Genomic DNA, 16,358 nt, shown 5'->3' with positions numbered 1-16,358 from the left:
CGCTTTCGACATTGACTATTAGGGCCTAAATTCGAAAAAAACTACTTTTCGGTCTGAATTGAGAAAATTATGAACGCCTCTAAATCCAATGTCAAGCAATTTCGCACATAAATTGCTCAGGCGAACGACTTTACTTCCGCCGTCTCACGTCTCACATCTCACATCTCACTTCTCACTTCTCACTTCTGACTTCTCACTTCTCACTTCTCACTTCTGACTTCTGACTTCTGATCTCCCCCGCTCACAAGAAAAGAGCGAGGCCCCGAGGCCTCGCCCTTGATGTCCGCGTCGTGGCGGAGCTGATTAGTTATTCGTCGCCTCGCCGTCGAGTGCGATGAAGTCAAGATCCGCGATGTTGTCGGTCAGCGACACCACCTGGGTCGGGACAGCGAATATGAACCGCCTCGAGTTGACCGTGAGAATGTATGTTTGACCACTCTCAAGGCTCGGGAAGTTATAGTATCCAAAGCTGCCCGTCTGCACCCTCATCGGCTCGGTCAGAGTGCCGCCCGATAGGACGACCTCGGCATTGCGAATTCCCTGTCCGCCGGCCGTCAGCACGCGTCCTGAGATAGACGCATTTGCCGCCGTGCGAGGCTGGAATTCGATGCCCCATCCGCCGTTGAAGCAGCCCGTGACCACATCAGGCGGTGCCAGCGGAACTCCGCCGTCATCCCTGACATAGAGCGACCAGACGCCGTTCGAGTTGGTAAAGCCAAACGATCCGAAGAACGTCTCGCCCACCGGCCCGCCGACTGACGGTCCCGGCTCGACATACGGGCCAGCCGGTGCCCCGGTAAAGTTAGTCACCGGCGATTCCCATGTGGTCGGCTCGGTCTGTCCCGTCACCAGCGGCCCTGAGTTGGGCAGCACCGCCGCCGTGTAATCACGGAAGCTGAGCGTCACCGTATTGTTAGACGGTATCGGTATCGCTCCGCCCGCATCGCCCATGACGACGAACCTGGCTCCCGTCGGCCCGACGAGCAATACGTCGAGGTTGTCGGGCAGCTGATGTTCGAGGTCATACAGCGTCACGCGCAGGTTGCCGATCTGATTTGGCCCGCCCGCAACCGTTATCGTTGACGGCGGCAGCGTGACCGTGCCGAGGTTGGTACAGATCGCAGCAGTGTTACGGAACTGCGTCGCCGTGTCGTTGATGTTCAGTATCGCATTCTGGACCTCAGGCAGCCGTGTCCCGACGCCGGTCAGCGTCAGATTGACCGTCTCGGTCGGCTCAGCAAGCGTATCGCCAAACACCGGCACGTTCACCGTCTTGAGCGTGTCGCCCGGGTTAAAGGTGACATTGGTGCTTGTCGTCTGATAGTCGATGCCCGCACCCGGTGCCGCTCCGCCCGTCGCCGTTCCGTTTGACGTGGCAAAGTTGACCGTGTTCGTGCCCGACAGGTCGCCATTGCGAACGATCCCGATCACCGCCGTCTGCGATTCGTCCTCAGTATAGGTGTTCTGGACAAACCTGATCGTGAATGCCGGCGTCGGCGATGGTATCGGCGTTGGCGTTGGCGAAGGTCCGCCGCCGCCCGTGACGAGGCACAGGTTAACGGCCGTGACCGTTCCCGTGTCGCCCGCGGCATTGTCGCTGATGTTCAGCGTCCAGTTGCCGTTGGCAGCCTCAGGCGCAAGCCCCTCGAATACCGCAAGCCCGGTGTCATCCTGGGCCGGCCGGACAGGCCCGCCAAAGATCGTGTTCAGCGATACCGCCTCGCCCGGAGTCGTTACGCACTGGCTTGCTGAGTAGTCGCCCGCTGGGACCGGATTGCCCGCCACCGTGTGGAACGTGTTCGGGAACCCGTCGCCAAAGTTGTACGGCCCGACAAGGTCATTCGATGATCCTACGCCCGTCGGCGGACACACCGTATTGCCGCGTCGCTCGACGATCGTCGCCGTCGGCCCGCCGCTCGGTGCCTGCAGCGTCATCTTGATGTCGCCGCCCCATGTGTGCAGCGGGCTCCACGTCCAGTTTCTCAACTGGGCTGATGTCAGCGTGCCCGTCAGCCCCGATACCGGGATCGTCACATTGACGCCTGCCGGTACGTTGTCCGGCGGTGCTACCGGCAGCCCCGTCGCCGGGAATGTCTGTCCCGCACATCCCGGAGGAGGCGTCGGCGTCGGTGTCGGCGGCGGAGGCGTCGGCGTCACACCCGGCGTCGGCGTCGGCACCGGCCCGCACGGCGCATTGTAGGCGAACGTGTCGATGCCGATGTAGTTGCTGTTAGATCCCGACGGCCCGCCGTTCTCAACAAAGTACCGGAACGCAAAGCGTCCCAGTGTCGGGCTCGGTACGCCCGTCACCGTCACCGTCTGCAGCGTCCAGACCTCAGGATATACGCCTCCCGTCTGATACGTCGGGTTGATGTCCAGCAGCAGCGTCGTAAAGTCGCCCAGGCCGGTCGGGCCCGATCCGACATTCGTGCTTGCACCATTCGTACTCATCCTCACCTGCAGGCGGTCTGGGAACGTATTTGCGGTCGTCGTCCGCGTCCAGAAGGTCATCTGAGCCCCGTTTTGCAGCGTCACCGCCGGTGTCAGCAGCCATGTGCTGATCGTCCCCGTTCCCGTGGTCGAGTTAAAGTTGGCACCGATATACGATGTCGCAGCACCCGAGTGTGACGGGAATACCGCACTGTTGCCCTGGAACCACGTCGTCGATCCCACGGTCGTGCTGTTGTTCTGTGCGAACCAGCCCGGCCCCGGCACGTTCGCTGTGATCGTGTCAAAGCCCTCAGAGATCACCGTCGGTGTACAGCTCGGGCTCGGCCCCGGTGTCGGCGTCGGGCTCGGCGTTGCCGGCGGTGGTGTCGGCGTAGGCGTTGGTGTCGATCCGCCGCCGCCTGCCACGAGGCAGAGGTTAAGCGTTCCGATCGTTCCCGTGTCTCCGCCGGCACCGTCACTGACCGTCAGTGTCCACGTGCCGTTAGCCGCCTCAGGTGCCATGCCGTCAAAGACCTCAAGGCCCGGCCTGTCTTCCGCCGGCCGCACCGGCCCGCCAAAGATGGTATTCAGCGATACCGCTTCGCCCGGCGTCGTTACGCACTGGCTTGCTGAGTAGTTGCCCGCCGGGACAGGGTCTCCTGCGATCGTGTGGAAGGTATTCGGGAAGCCGTCGCCAAAGTTGTATGGCCCCACCAGATTCGCCGATGACCCTACGCCCGTCGGCGGACACACCGTATTGCCGCGTCGCTCGACGATCGTCGCCGTCGGCCCGCCGCTCGGTGCCTGCAGCGTCATCTTGATGTCGCCGCCCCATGTGTGCGGCACGCTCCACGTCCAGTCTCTCAACTGAGCTGATGTCAGCGTCCCCGTCAGCCCCGATACCACGATGTTCGTGCTTACCGACGAAACATCAGGTACCGACAGCGGCAGCCCGCTCGCCGGGAATGTCTGCCCCGCACATCCCGGAGGAGGTGTAGGCGTCGGTGTCGGCGTTGCCGGCGGAGGTGTTGGGGTAGGAGTCGCCGGCGGAGGCGTCGGCGATGGCGTCGGCGTCACGCCCGGGCTCGGTGTCGGCACAGGCCCGCACGGCACTCCGTATGAGAACGTGTCGATCCCGATATAGTCGCTGTTCGCTCCCGTCGGCCCGCCATTCTCTACAAAGTACCGGAACGCAAACCGTCCCAATGTCGGGCTCCCAACGCCCGTCACCGTCACCGTCTGCTGTGTCCAGATCGCCGGATAACCCGTCGGGGTGTAGGTCGGGTTGATGTCCAGCAGCAGATTCGTAAAGTCACCCACGTCTGTCGCCGCCGTCCCTACGTTCGTGCTCGCACCATTTGTGCTCATCCTCACCTGCAGGCGGTCCGCGAATGTTGAACCGGTACCTCGTGTCCAGAAGGTCATCTGAGCACCATTCTGCAGCGTCACCGCAGGCGTAAGCAGCCAGTTGCTTATCGTTCCCGTTCCGGCCGTGTTGTTAAAGTTGGCACCGATATACGCTGTCGGAAGTCCGGCGTGTGACGGGAATACCGCACTGTTGCCCTGGAACCAGTTCGTCGAGCCAAGCGGCGAGCTGTTGTTCTGGGCGGCCCATCCCGCGATCGGCACAGGCCCTGCGACCACTGTGTCAAATCCTTCCGTGATCGACGTCGGCGTACACGATGGCGACGGGCTCGGATTCGGGCTCGGCGTCGGTGATGCCGGCGGAGGCGTCGGACTTGGTGTTCCACCGCCGCCGGCCGTTCCATTCACTAAGAACGGTACGTCCTGTAGCTGCGTACCTGCCGCTCCGTCATCAATAGCCACCCATGCCGTGCCACTCCATTGCAGGGCATTAGCTCCCGGCTTGCCCGTCTGGCCAAGTATTGTCACCGGCGGAGTGAACGGCCCCGAAGCCAGCGTCCCCCCAAGTTGATAATCGATCCAATACGTTCCTGCCGCCAATGTCTGATTGATCGTAACGTCCACGCTCATGATCGGCCGCGTCGCATTTCCAACGGTAGTCTCGGTGTCCCTGTAGATCGTCGAAAACGCCGTAGACGCTATCCGGTTCGTCGTCGTGTCCCCAAAAATGATCGATCCGCCCGCATTCGGGGCCCCATTCCAGATCTGTATCCGGCCAACGTCGAAAGTACTCGTCGTCGTTGACCCTGTCTGATACCCATACAGTGTTATCGTCGTTACATTCCAACCGCCAGCCGGCACCGTAAAATCGTCCGCAATCCTGAATACACCCGCATCTGACGCCGTGAACCCGATCGAGTTCAACCCCAGTGACGTGCTCTGCAATCGCGATGCCGGCGCACCGGCCGGGCCTCCCGTTGCGTGCGTGATCAATGGACCATTGTCATACAACTGTACCAACGGAGCCTCGGCGATCGCACGCGATTCCGTAGCATCGCCCGCTGCCGCCGCACTCGGCGACATGAATATGTTGAAACTGCCAAAAGACCCAACAGCAACTATCGTCGCTATTGCGATCAGGACTGTGGCTGCTGCCACACCCCGTAACGATCTCTTTGATCTGGACATGAAAATTTCTCCTCCTGTGAAAGTTACCTTTCTCCGGCCGGGCAAACGAATGTCATTACACCGCGCCGTAGCGTCGTAATTAATCTATGGAATACTAACTGTCGTATTTGTAGCACCATTACAAACCGATGTCAACCGATTTGCGGCCACTTGCACAAAAATCATTCGCCTAATGTCACAATGCTTATGTCGGCCGCACAGCCGTCGCAGAAGGAAAAGGCCGGGCATCCGCTTATTCGATGCCCGGCCCGTATCAATGTCACTGTCTGTCGTCCGTCATTTTCCCGACGCTATCGCGATCCGCGCGTCGGCATGAACTACCGCTTCGCGCATCGCCTCTGATTCTTCGGCCGAGAGCTGTCCGGCGGCTGAGATGGCTTTTTCTGCCTCCTGACGCGATGACCTCGCTCCGTCAATATCGACCTCATCCGCCGTCTCGGCCGTATCCACCAGAACCGCGACCTTGTTGTCGTTGACCTCGACAAAGCCTGATGCGACCGCGATCTTTTCGGACGCACCCTTTATTGAATAGCTCAGCACGCCCGGCTTCACGGCCGAGACCAGCGGCGCATGGCTAGCCAGAATGCCGACCTCGCCCGACGCGGTCGGAACCGTGACGCCATCGACCTCGGCGTCGATCACGCGGCGTTCCGGAGTGACGATCTCAAGTTTCAACATATAAATAAGGTCAGGCCGCAGCGGCCATCCTCTTGGCCTTCTCCATTGCCTGCTCGATCGTGCCGACCATATAGAATGCCTGCTCAGGTATATCGTCGCACTTGCCCTCGAGGATCTCGCGGAAGCCCTTGATCGTGTCCTCGACCTTGACGTACTCGCCCTTGAGGCCGGTAAACTGCTCACCGACCGTGAACGGCTGTGAGAAGAAGCGCTGTATCTTTCGTGCCCGGGCAACGATCAGCTTGTCGTCCTCGCTCAGCTCGTCAAGGCCAAGGATAGCGATGATGTCCTGCAGGTCCTTGTAACGCTGCAGGATGCGCTTCACCTCCTGCGCCGTGTTGTAATGCTCATCGCCGACGATCTGCGGATCGAGAATACGCGAGTTCGACGCCAGCGGATCTACCGCCGGATAGATGCCGAGCTCCACGATCTGACGCGACAAAGCCGTAACAGCGTCAAGGTGAGCAAAGGTCGTAGCCGGTGCCGGATCGGTGTAATCGTCCGCTGGAACGTAAACCGCCTGGATCGATGTGATCGCGCCGGTCTTGGTCGAGGTGATCCGCTCCTGCATCTCGCCCATCTCGGTCGCGAGATTCGGCTGATAGCCCACCGCCGACGGCATGCGGCCGAGCAGGGCTGACACCTCAGAACCGGCCTGCGTGAACCTAAAGATATTGTCGACGAAGAACAGCACGTCGTTCCCCTGATCGCGGAAATATTCGGCGACGGTCAGCCCCGACAAAGCGACGCGCAGGCGTGCTCCCGGCGGCTCGGTCATCTGGCCGTAAATAAGCGACACCTTCGAGTTCTTGATCGCCTCACTGTCAACCTTTGAAAGATCGAAGGCGTCGTTGGCCTTGAAATCCTCCATGAACTTATCGCCATAGGTGATGACCTTTGACTCGACCATTTCACGGAGCAGGTCATTGCCCTCGCGGGTACGTTCTCCGACGCCGGCAAAGACCGAGAAGCCCTCGCGGCCCTTGGCGACGTTATTGATGAGCTCCATGATGAGCACCGTCTTGCCGACGCCCGCACCGCCAAATAGGCCGATCTTGCCGCCGCGTAGAAACGGCTGCACAAGGTCGATGACCTTAATGCCCGTCTCAAACATCTCGAGCTCGGTCGATTGCTCGTCAAAGCTCGGCGCATGGCGATGGATCGGATATCGCGTGTCAGATTCCAGCGCCCCAAGCTCATCAACCGGATCGCCTACGACGTTCATCACGCGGCCCAATGTCGGCGCACCGACCGGGACCGTGATCGGCCCGCCGAGGTCGAGTGCCTTCATCCCGCGAACCATTCCGTCCGTAGGCAGCATCGATACCGCACGCACACGGCCTTCGCCAAGGTGCTGCTGCACCTCTGCGATAACATCGACCTTGTCCTCGACGTCAAAGCCTTCGCTCGTTATGCGCAATGCTTGATAGATCGGCGGAAGATAATCCGTAAACTCAACGTCAACCACAGGCCCGATGATCTGCACGACCGTCCCGACCTGTCCGCTTTGCTCTTTAGCCATTATTAAACCAATATGCTCCTCTAATAGATGAGAAAATCGCCTAATTTACAAAGGAGTAAGGCTATCACATCGATTGACAGCCGCGCAAAGCCGCACCGCGAAAATTGACTTGAATTACGGCGTCTAGTAGCCTCGACTTATCGACGCAGGAGTTTGGAATTGTCAAGTCTCCTAGCGTCAACCTATTAGAACTCTCTGAAAAAGCTGGAACTACCATCTCAAGGCCTCAATACGCTGTTTGGCGTGCAGGACCAAAATATCAAGTATCTAGAATCACTTCTCGACGTGACCATCGGCGTGCGCGGCAGCGAACTGCTGATCGACGGCAACGAGACCGACATCAAAACCGTTCAGCAGATACTCAACGATTTTGGCGACCTGTTTGATAACGGCAGCACGTTCTCTGACAAGGAGCTAAAGGACGCGTTCAAACAGATAGCCGACGACCGGGCTTACTCGCTCAAGGACCATTTCGAAAAAGCCCGATTCAACCCGTCGGGCAAGAAGACAGTAGCGCCAAAAACCGCGAATCAACGCAAGTATCTCGACGCGATAGCGAAAAACGATCTCGTCTTCGGCATCGGCGTGGCGGGCACGGGCAAGAGCTTCCTCGCCGTCGCGATGGCCGTCGATGCTCTTTTCAAAAAAGAGGTAAGCCGCATCATCCTGACGCGTCCGGCAGTCGAGGCCGGTGAACGTCTTGGCTTTTTGCCGGGCGATCTGCAGGAAAAGGTCGATCCATATTTGCGGCCCCTTTATGATGCGCTGTTCGATCTCGTCGATGGCGAAAAGGTCACAAAGATGCTCGAAAAGCGAATCATCGAGATCGCACCGCTGGCATTCATGCGCGGCCGCACGTTGAGCGACGCCTTTATCATCCTAGACGAGGCCCAGAACACGTCTAGTGAGCAGATGAAGATGTTCCTCACCCGCATCGGCTTTGGTTCAAAGGCCGTCGTCACGGGCGACACAACTCAGATCGACCTGCCCCGCGGGCAAAAGAGCGGCCTCAAAGAAGCCGAAAAGGTCCTCGCCGACCTCGAAGGCATCGATTTCGTTTACTTCACCGACAAAGACGTCGTCCGTCACAAACTCGTCCAGATGATCGTCAAGGCGTACCAGACTCACTCGACAGACGGGCATCCAGAATGAAAGTAAAGGAGATGATCCGCATTCTGGAACGCGATGGCTGGCGGCTGGAGCGAATTCGCGGCAGTCATCGCCAGTTCAAGCACCCTGACAAACCCGGAACCGTAACCCTCGCGGGTAAAGAGAGCATCGAGATCCCGCCTGGAACTTTGAATAGCATTTTGAAGCAGGCAGGGCTAAAATAGGAACTCTATGAAATACATGGTAGTTGTCGAAAAAGGTGATAACAGCTTCGGTGCCTACGTTCCCGATCTGCCTGGTTGCGTGGCAGTTGCAGAAACGGAGGAGGAAGTGCTTGGGCTGATCCACGAGGCTATCGAGCTTCATATTGAGTCGCTAAGAGAAGACAATCTACCCATCCCCTTTCCGCACTCCGTCGTTCAGTACGTCGAGGTCCCCGCCTAGGTGATCGACCTCGTTAACCTCCAACGCAAGGTCAAGATCGACACAGCCGCTATTCGTGCATTCGTGGCCGATCTCTCCGCCGCGGGCGACGAATGGAAAGGCAAGACCTTCTCCGTCGCCTTTGTCTCGGACCGGCGGATGAAGCCGTTGAATCAGTTCTTTCGCGGCAAGGACGTGACAACCGATGTGTTGTCGTTTCCGCACGAGCCGGACGATCTTGAGCTCACCACTCACCACTCACCGTTCACCACTGCTTTTTTGGGCGATATCGTTATCTCAGCCGAACAGGCCGAACGGCAAGCCGTCGAGAACGGCCTGGACCTTGAGACCGAGATAAAACAACTGATCCTCCACGGAGTGCTTCATCTGTGTGGCTACGACCATGAGACGGACAACGGTGAGATGGACGCACGCGAGATCGGGCTTCGGAAAACGCTCGATATCGCGTAAGCGCATTCAGAAATTCCTTGACAAAACGTTGGTGCTGTGATACGCTGTTTCATAGTCACAACACTCACATCGACGCGAGATATTCTAAAGCCTTGCATTTATTTTTTCAAAAAGTCAACGAGACAAGGACAAAATTCGACGTAATTCATTGAAAACACTTATGGTTACCTGTCCCAGTCACCGGCGGGACGCTTCGCGGACACACAGAACATTCGCGTCCCGAAAAGTTTTTTTTCAAGAATCGCAGGACGGGCGTCAAAAATGGCTGTAAGCTATTGAAAACATACATAGTTATTCGTCCCTTTGGCGAGCGGGACAGCAGCGGGGCACTTGGGCCCCGATATTGGGAATTTCAACTGCAACTTATTGATATTGTTGCGCTTATGAGATATCGAATTTATTTCCCTCCCGCGGGACAGTATGTGGCACAATGGTGACAATGTCCGACACAAAAAAAGCCGAGCCGTGCGTGATGGTCATTTTTGGCGCGACGGGCGATCTGACCAAGCGGAAGCTCTTCCCTGCTCTCTATAATCTGGCGAAGGACGATTTCCTGCCGCACAAGTTTGCCATCGTCGGCATCGGGCGGCAGGAGATGACGAGCGAAGAGTATCGCGAACAGATGATCGCGAATCTGCGTGAGTTCGTCGGGAATCAAGACGTCGGAACGCGGGCTCCTGGCCCGCCCGAAACAAACGCAGGCGTCACCGCAATAGAAGCAATCGACGGGCGGGCTGGGAGCCCGCGTTCCGACAGGGAGAGTCGCGACGGCGCCGTTGATGAAAAGCTCATCAACTGGTTCGCAGAGAGAACCTACTATACCGGCGGCGATTTTGACGATGATAAGAAGCTGTTCGGTGATCTGAAAGCCTTGCTGGGCCATGTGACGGCGGAACATCAGATACCAGACAGCTATCTTTTCTATTTGGCGACGCCGCCGGACCTGTTTGCGAATGTGACGCAAAAGGTCGTGAAGAACGGCCTCGGTAAAGAGGAAAACGGCACCTGGCGGCGGTTCATCTATGAGAAGCCATTCGGCCGCGACCTTGCGTCGGCAAAGAAGCTCAATGCGAGCCTGCTCCGCTCACTCAAGGAGAAGCAGATCTACAGGATCGACCACTACCTAGGCAAGGAGACGGTGCAGAACATTTTGGTGTTCCGCTTTGGCAACTCGATATTCGAGCCGATCTGGAACCGGAACTTTGTCGACCACGTGCAGATCACGGTCGCTGAGACGCTTGGCGTAGAGCAGCGTGGCGGCTATTACGATTCGGCGGGAGCTCTTCGGGACATGATCCCGAACCACATTATGCAGCTCGTAACGCTCACCGCGATGGAGCCGCCGGTGTCCTTTGACGCCGATTCTGTACGCGACGAACAGGCCAAGATACTGCAGGCAATCCAGCCATTCCCGCCCGAAGAGGTCTTTAACCGCACCGCAAGAGGACAGTATGGCGGTGGCGAGATCAGTGTCAGCAGCCCGTACGTAAGTAAGGGCTCAACTGAGCGAGTCAAGGCCTATAGAGACGAGGAAAAAGTCGCCCCACACTCAAACACGGAAACCTTCGCTGCCCTCAAGCTCTCGATCGACAACTGGCGTTGGGCCGATGTCCCATTCTACGTCCGCACAGGAAAACGGATGCCCTGCAGGCATTCAAGCATCATCATCGAATTCAAAAAGGCGCCCTTCATGCTGTTTCGCGAGACAGGCATCGAAAGGCTCAGGACGAACCGTCTCGTCATACACATCCAGCCCGATGAGGGCATCACGCTGCATTTCGGGGCAAAGGTCCCGGGGCCGATCGTTAATGTCGGCCCGGTCGATATGGACTTCGATTACGCCGAGCACTTTGGCGAGCAGATCGCGACCGGTTACGAGAGATTGCTCTACGACTGCATGATCGGCGACGCTACCTTGTTCCAACGTGCCGACATGGTCGAAGCTGCGTGGGCGATCGTCGATCCCGTGCTTGAGGTATGGAACGCAATTCCCGACCGCGATTTTCCCGACTACGCTGCAGGCACGTGGGGCCCCGAGGAGGCAGACCGCCTGCTCGCCGCCGACGGACGGCTGTGGAAAAACATCATAGATTGAAACGGCCGAACGACAAGTCGGGCCGTTCCTTTTCGGATATTTGACAATCTATTGCAAAGCAACGACTGGTCTATCGGTTGCCAGGCCGAATTGCTCGCTCACGACCTGGGCCGTCGAACTGCGAAGGATCCACCACGTCCCGTCGCGGAACACCGCGATATCGGTCTTGCCGTCGCCATCGTAGTCGGCTGGCACTGGTTTGTCGGTCGTGATGCCGAACGGCGTCGCGTCAAAATTCTGGGACGGAACTCCTGTCGGACGGGCTATGTACCAGGTTCCGTTTGACGGGCGAAATACGGCCAGGTCAGCGCGGCCGTCGCCATTAAAATCACCGTTGAGCGGTGCGTCGCCGGGAGAACCAAACTGGGCGGCACTTGGCTGTCCGTCGCTACTGCGAAGGAAATACCAAAAAGAGTTGGACGGACGAAATACAGCAATGTCGCGCTTCGCATCACCATCAAAATCGCCGGCCATTGGAACATCACCGTTCTGCCCAAACTGAACGCCGACGACCTGCGAATTTGAGCTGTTCCGACGCCACCATGTTCCTGTCGAGGGCCTGAAGACCGCGATGTCGGCAAGACCGTCAGCATCGTAATCGCCGGGCATAGGGATATCGCCGGCCGAACCGAATTGTTCAAACCGCACGCTGCCGTCGCTGGAGTTCAAGATCCACCACGCCCCTTCCCTAAATACGGCGTAGTCCGTCACGGCATCGCGGTCATAGTCGGCATGGGCGAGATTGTCAGACGCAACGCCCCACGGCTGGCCGGTGAACGCGCCCCCGGAACTGCCCTTTCGAAACCATTCTCCCGTAGCCCCGCGAAACACAGCCAGGTCAGAGCTCCCTTCGCCGTCAAAGTCGGCGGTCCGGACACGCACGGCGAGGTGGTTTGACGGTATCCACCGCGGGACCTCGCGATTCTCGTTGATAGCGTCCGGAAACGTGACCTGCTGAACGTCGCTACCGTTAGCGTTCATAACGAAAATGTGGTCGCGCGTGGCACCTGAGGGCGAGATTACCGACCGCTCGAAAGCGATCTTTGTACCGTCGAGCGAAAATGACGGATTCTCGTCCTGAACGTTATTATTCGTCAGTTGGCCTGAGGTGCCGCCCGGACCGACGCTGAGCGTGAAGATCTCATTGAAGTTGTTCTGGCCGGCCTCGGTCCGGCCCTGATAAACGATGGTCGAACCGTCAGGCGAGAATCGGCCGCCGAACTCGAAGAAGGTCGTCAGACGAGTCTCGTTCGTACCGTCGGTATTGATCAGCATCAGGTTCGGCAAGCCGAATTGAGAGAAGCGATTTGTGTCAAATACGATCTTGGTGCCGTCGGGCGAGAACGAGGGACGCTGATCAATGAACTGATTGGTCGTCAACCGCCGCAGATTTGAGCCGTCCCAGTTAATGAGATAGATGTCTGTGTTGTTATTTCGGCTACTGGCAAACGCGACCAGGCTGCCGTCACGAGAGATCGCTGCATTAAAATTGTTGTTCGTAAAGGTCAGTTGCCTCACCTCTTTGCCGTTCGATTGCATCACATAGATGTTGTTGAAGAATTCAAAGGCTACTCGTCGGCCATCGCTCGAAAAGTCATAGCTGAGCATGGAAAATGAGCTGATGGACGACGGACTGAAGGATACGCGGGTCGGCCCAGCGCCATCTATCTGATATTGATAAAAGTCCCAAATCCCGCCGGGACGTATCGCCGTGACGATCTTGCCCGGCCCTTGGGCCAGAGCAACCCCGGTTGCAGTCAACATAACAAGACAATTGACGGTGATAAAGAATTGTAACTTCGATCTCATGGGCCGGTTCCTCCTTTTTACGGGTTCTAACTAGTAGGGCGTGAAAACCCGCGAAAAGCGCCCGACCAGCGAGGTTTTTTTTCTCGATTTAGGCTGGCAGACCTATAATAGATAACGTCAACCGTGGAAGTCACCGACGAGATAACCCAGGTCCTGAATGATGTGAGTTCCGGTGAAGAGTCGCCTGAGCGGTTGTTGGAGCTTGTCTACGACGACCTGAGACGGCTCGCCGGGGCATATATGCAGAATGAACGCTCGGACCACACGCTGCAGGCGACGGCGCTTGTTCACGAGGCTTACATTCGGCTGGTAGATTGGAAGAACGTGTCATGGCAGAGCCGGGCACAGTTCTTTTCGGTCGCCGCCGGTGTCATGCGAAACGTGCTGATCGATCACGCGCGCAAGCGGCAAACGGGCAGGCGTACTGTCCACAAACTCGTTCTCGACGAGGCCGTCAGCCTGCCCGACAACCGGCAGATCGACCTGCTTGCCCTGGAAGAGGTACTGCGGAGCCTCGAAAAGGTCGATCCGCGGCAGGCAAAGATAGTCGAGCTGCGGTTCTTTGGCGGGCTTACGATCGAAGAGACCGCATACGTCCTCGGCATCAGCGATACGACCGTGCGGCGCGAATGGACGTTTGCCAAGGCGTGGTTTCAGCGTGAGCTTGGCAATGCTCAGACGCAATGAATGATACAGCCTGGCAAAAGCTGAAGCACCTCTTCGCCGCCGCCCGCGAAATGCCGGCGGAGCGGCGGCTCGAATTCCTAACTAAAGAGTGCAACGGTGATGAGCGACTGCTTCATGATGTGTTGTCGCTGCTTGGCGCTGAGGCGAGCGGCGAACCTGTGATCGAGACGCATGCCATCGACCTGGCTGCAAGACTGATGAGCTCGGCGGATGGACACGCTGGCCGGCGTTTTGGCAACTACCGCATCATTCGTGAGATCGGCAGCGGCGGAATGGGCACGGTCTTCCTTGCCGAGCGCGACGACGGAGAATTCGCGATGCAGGTAGCGCTGAAGGTCGTTCGCCAATCGCTTGCCGACAGCGCGATCATTGAGCGGTTTCGGCGTGAGCGGCAGATCCTCGCCGGACTCAGACATACGAACATAGCGGCCCTTTATGACGGCGGAGTTAGCGACCGAGGCGAGCCATACCTCGCGATGGAATACGTTGAGGGCGAGACTCTCGTCGACTACTGCGAGCAGCAGCAACTTAACATCGAGGAGAAGCTTGCATTGTTTCTCAAGGTATGTTCGGCGATCGCATACGCTCACAGCAACCTTGTCGTCCATCGCGATATCAAGCCCACGAACCTCCTTGTCACAGCGGATGGCGAACCAAAATTGCTCGATTTTGGCCTCGCAAAGGCGTTTGAAGCCGACGCCGAGAAGACGCAGACCGAGATGCGTGCCTTCACGCCCGCCTACGCGTCACCCGAACAGATATTGGGCGGATCGATCACCACGGCGACTGACCAATTCTCACTCGGCGTCGTCCTGTATGAACTCCTCACCCGCGAGAAACCCTTCCGATTTGAGGGCCGTTCATTCGAGGAGATCGCCCGCTCGGCCGACAGCGCACAGGCCGACCCGCCGTCGAGAATCATCAGCGGCAAGACGCAGCGCCTATCAAGCGACCTCGACAACATCGTGCTCAAATGCCTGCGGCGTGAGCCCGAACGCCGCTACGATTCCGTCGCCGAACTTTCGGCCGATATCGAGCGGTTCCTCGACGGCAGGCCGGTCGCCGCACGCCCGAGCACGTTCAGCTATCTCGCGTCGCGGTTCATCGCCCGAAACAAACTCGCCGTAGGGGCAACCCTCGTTGTTCTACTTTCAGTGGTCGCAGGACTAGCAGTTGCCCTCTGGCAGGCTGACGTGGCAAACGCCGAACGCGATCGCGCAGAGCGTCGATTTGCCGAAGTGCGGCAGTTGACGAACGCGCTGCTGTTTGAGATCGCACCTAAGATCGACAGGCTCCCCGGATCGACCGAAGCCCGAGAACTGCTTGTCTCGCGCGGGCTTAGTTATCTCGACAGCCTGGCTGCCGAGTCACGATCGGACGAAAAACTCCAGGCCGAACTCGCCGATGCGTATCAAAAGATCGGTGACATTCAGGGCAATCCGACTAAGCCCAACCTAAGCGACTTTGTCGGAGCGATCGCTTCATACGAGAAATCACGGTCGATCCTGCAGACGCTACCGCAGACCCGCGAGAACCGGATGAGGCTCGCTGCCGCTGCGCGTGAGCTGGCTCGGATACACTCGGCACAACGCGAGGTCGGGGCGACTTTACGAGATTCCGAGACTGCCATTGCGATATATCGGTCACTTATCGCTGAGGAGTCAAGCGACGTCGGACTAATGCTTTCGCTTATCGCAACTGAGATCGATCACGCGCACGAGTACGCTACGAACAACCAATATGACGTTGCTATTCCCATGTATCGCGAGATCGTCGCACGGCTGGACGGGCTAGGTGACGGACTCGAGACACTTCGGCTTAAGGCCCTAGCCTCCGCGTACCTCAGCAACGGCTTGTCGTGGGATGGCAAGCAGGACCTCGCCGAGGCCGAGAATGAGAGAGCCGTTGGCTTCGCAGACCGGTTGGCTTCGGCGGCGGAAGCCGATACCAGGGTGCGTCGGACGACATTCGAGGTGTATTCGCTGGCGAGCAGCACGTTTGAGACGATCAAGAATGACGTGTCGCTTGATTTTGCAGAAAAGGCACTGTCTGTCGCGCGAAAAGCCGCGGACGCAGACCCGTATGACACTCAGGCCAAACAGGACCTGGCAAAGGCCGTCTCGCGCAAGGGCATCCTATTGACGCTGATCGGGCGGACCGAAGCTGGATTTGAGCAGCTCAAAAGATCCGAACGAGCTCTGCTCGAACTCATCGAGCGAGAGCCGCGAAACATCGGTTACCTGGACGACCTCGGAACCCTGTACACACGGTTCGGCGACGCCGAGAAACAGCGGAATGACCTAACCGCCACCCTCGCCGCGTACCGACGAAGTGCCGATGTCTTTGGGAAACTGGCCGCCGATGAAAAGAACCTCGTGGCCCAACGCGACTATGCTCAATCACTCAAAAGTGTTGGCGTCACCGAGATCAAACTAGGCCTTAAGGGGGATGCGAGGGCCACCATCCTTAAGGCGATCGGCATCGTTGAATCGCTCAAACAGCGAAATGCCCTAGGCAAGTGGGACGAGATGATCTTTGATGAGATGCCCTCTCTCCTCGCAAAACTTGGGGACTGAGCTT

11 protein-coding genes are annotated in these 16,358 nt (G+C 58.1%); 7 read left to right on the top strand and 4 right to left on the bottom strand.

Annotation, left to right across the window (positions count from 1 at the left end):
• Positions 1 to 303: 303 nt before the first annotated feature.
• The 3 genes from IPM59_07935 to atpD form a co-directional block, all read right to left on the bottom strand.
• A complete protein-coding gene (locus IPM59_07935; GenBank protein ID MBK9215517.1) occupies positions 304 to 4,983 on the bottom strand; it encodes a choice-of-anchor J domain-containing protein in 4,680 nt (1,559 codons plus the stop codon).
• A gap of 276 nt (positions 4,984 to 5,259) precedes the next feature.
• On the bottom strand, positions 5,260 to 5,661 hold the full coding sequence (locus tag IPM59_07930; protein MBK9215516.1) for a F0F1 ATP synthase subunit epsilon: 402 nt from the start codon (positions 5,659 to 5,661) through the stop codon (positions 5,260 to 5,262).
• A 10-nt stretch (positions 5,662 to 5,671) separates the two neighbouring features.
• The gene (gene atpD / locus IPM59_07925; protein MBK9215515.1) at positions 5,672 to 7,183 is read right to left on the bottom strand and encodes a F0F1 ATP synthase subunit beta; all 1,512 of its coding nucleotides are present in this window, start codon (positions 7,181 to 7,183) and stop codon (positions 5,672 to 5,674) included.
• Positions 7,184 to 7,378: 195 nt separating this feature from the next.
• Here atpD and IPM59_07920 point away from each other — a divergent pair, with 195 nt between their 5' ends.
• The 5 genes from IPM59_07920 (at position 7,379) to zwf (ending at position 11,282) form a co-directional block, all read left to right on the top strand.
• Positions 7,379 to 8,335 carry a PhoH family protein gene (locus tag IPM59_07920; GenBank protein ID MBK9215514.1) on the top strand — a complete coding sequence of 319 codons (957 nt, stop codon included), beginning with the start codon at positions 7,379 to 7,381 and terminating at the stop codon, positions 8,333 to 8,335.
• Positions 8,332 to 8,517 (top strand): type II toxin-antitoxin system HicA family toxin, encoded by a 186-nt coding sequence (locus IPM59_07915; protein ID MBK9215513.1) that lies wholly within the window; start codon positions 8,332 to 8,334, stop codon positions 8,515 to 8,517. Before IPM59_07920 ends, IPM59_07915 begins: the two co-directional genes overlap by 4 nt.
• 7 nt (positions 8,518 to 8,524) lie before the next feature.
• Positions 8,525 to 8,737: a type II toxin-antitoxin system HicB family antitoxin gene (locus IPM59_07910; protein MBK9215512.1), complete on the top strand. Its 213-nt coding sequence runs from the start codon at positions 8,525 to 8,527 to the stop codon at positions 8,735 to 8,737.
• Positions 8,738 to 9,187 (top strand): rRNA maturation RNase YbeY, encoded by a 450-nt coding sequence (gene ybeY / locus IPM59_07905; GenBank protein MBK9215511.1) that lies wholly within the window; start codon positions 8,738 to 8,740, stop codon positions 9,185 to 9,187.
• Between the two features lie 595 nt (positions 9,188 to 9,782).
• Positions 9,783 to 11,282, top strand: a complete 1,500-nt coding sequence (gene zwf / locus IPM59_07900) for a glucose-6-phosphate dehydrogenase (protein ID MBK9215510.1) — start codon at positions 9,783 to 9,785, stop codon at positions 11,280 to 11,282.
• A 48-nt stretch (positions 11,283 to 11,330) separates the two neighbouring features.
• Here zwf and IPM59_07895 read toward each other — a convergent pair whose 3' ends face one another.
• A complete protein-coding gene (locus IPM59_07895; GenBank protein MBK9215509.1) occupies positions 11,331 to 13,091 on the bottom strand; it encodes a PD40 domain-containing protein in 1,761 nt (586 codons plus the stop codon).
• Positions 13,092 to 13,214: 123 nt separating this feature from the next.
• Here IPM59_07895 and IPM59_07890 point away from each other — a divergent pair, with 123 nt between their 5' ends.
• Entirely contained in the window at positions 13,215 to 13,778 is a 564-nt protein-coding gene (locus IPM59_07890) for a sigma-70 family RNA polymerase sigma factor (protein ID MBK9215508.1), read from the top strand.
• Positions 13,775 to 16,354, top strand: coding sequence for a serine/threonine protein kinase (locus tag IPM59_07885; protein MBK9215507.1), 2,580 nt, complete (start codon positions 13,775 to 13,777; stop codon positions 16,352 to 16,354). Before IPM59_07890 ends, IPM59_07885 begins: the two co-directional genes overlap by 4 nt.
• Positions 16,355 to 16,358 lie beyond the last annotated feature (4 nt).

It is taken from the genome of Chloracidobacterium sp. (assembly GCA_016715795.1).
Lineage (GTDB): Bacteria > Acidobacteriota > Blastocatellia > Pyrinomonadales > Pyrinomonadaceae > OLB17.
This window is presented reverse-complemented; position numbering and strand designations above follow the sequence as displayed.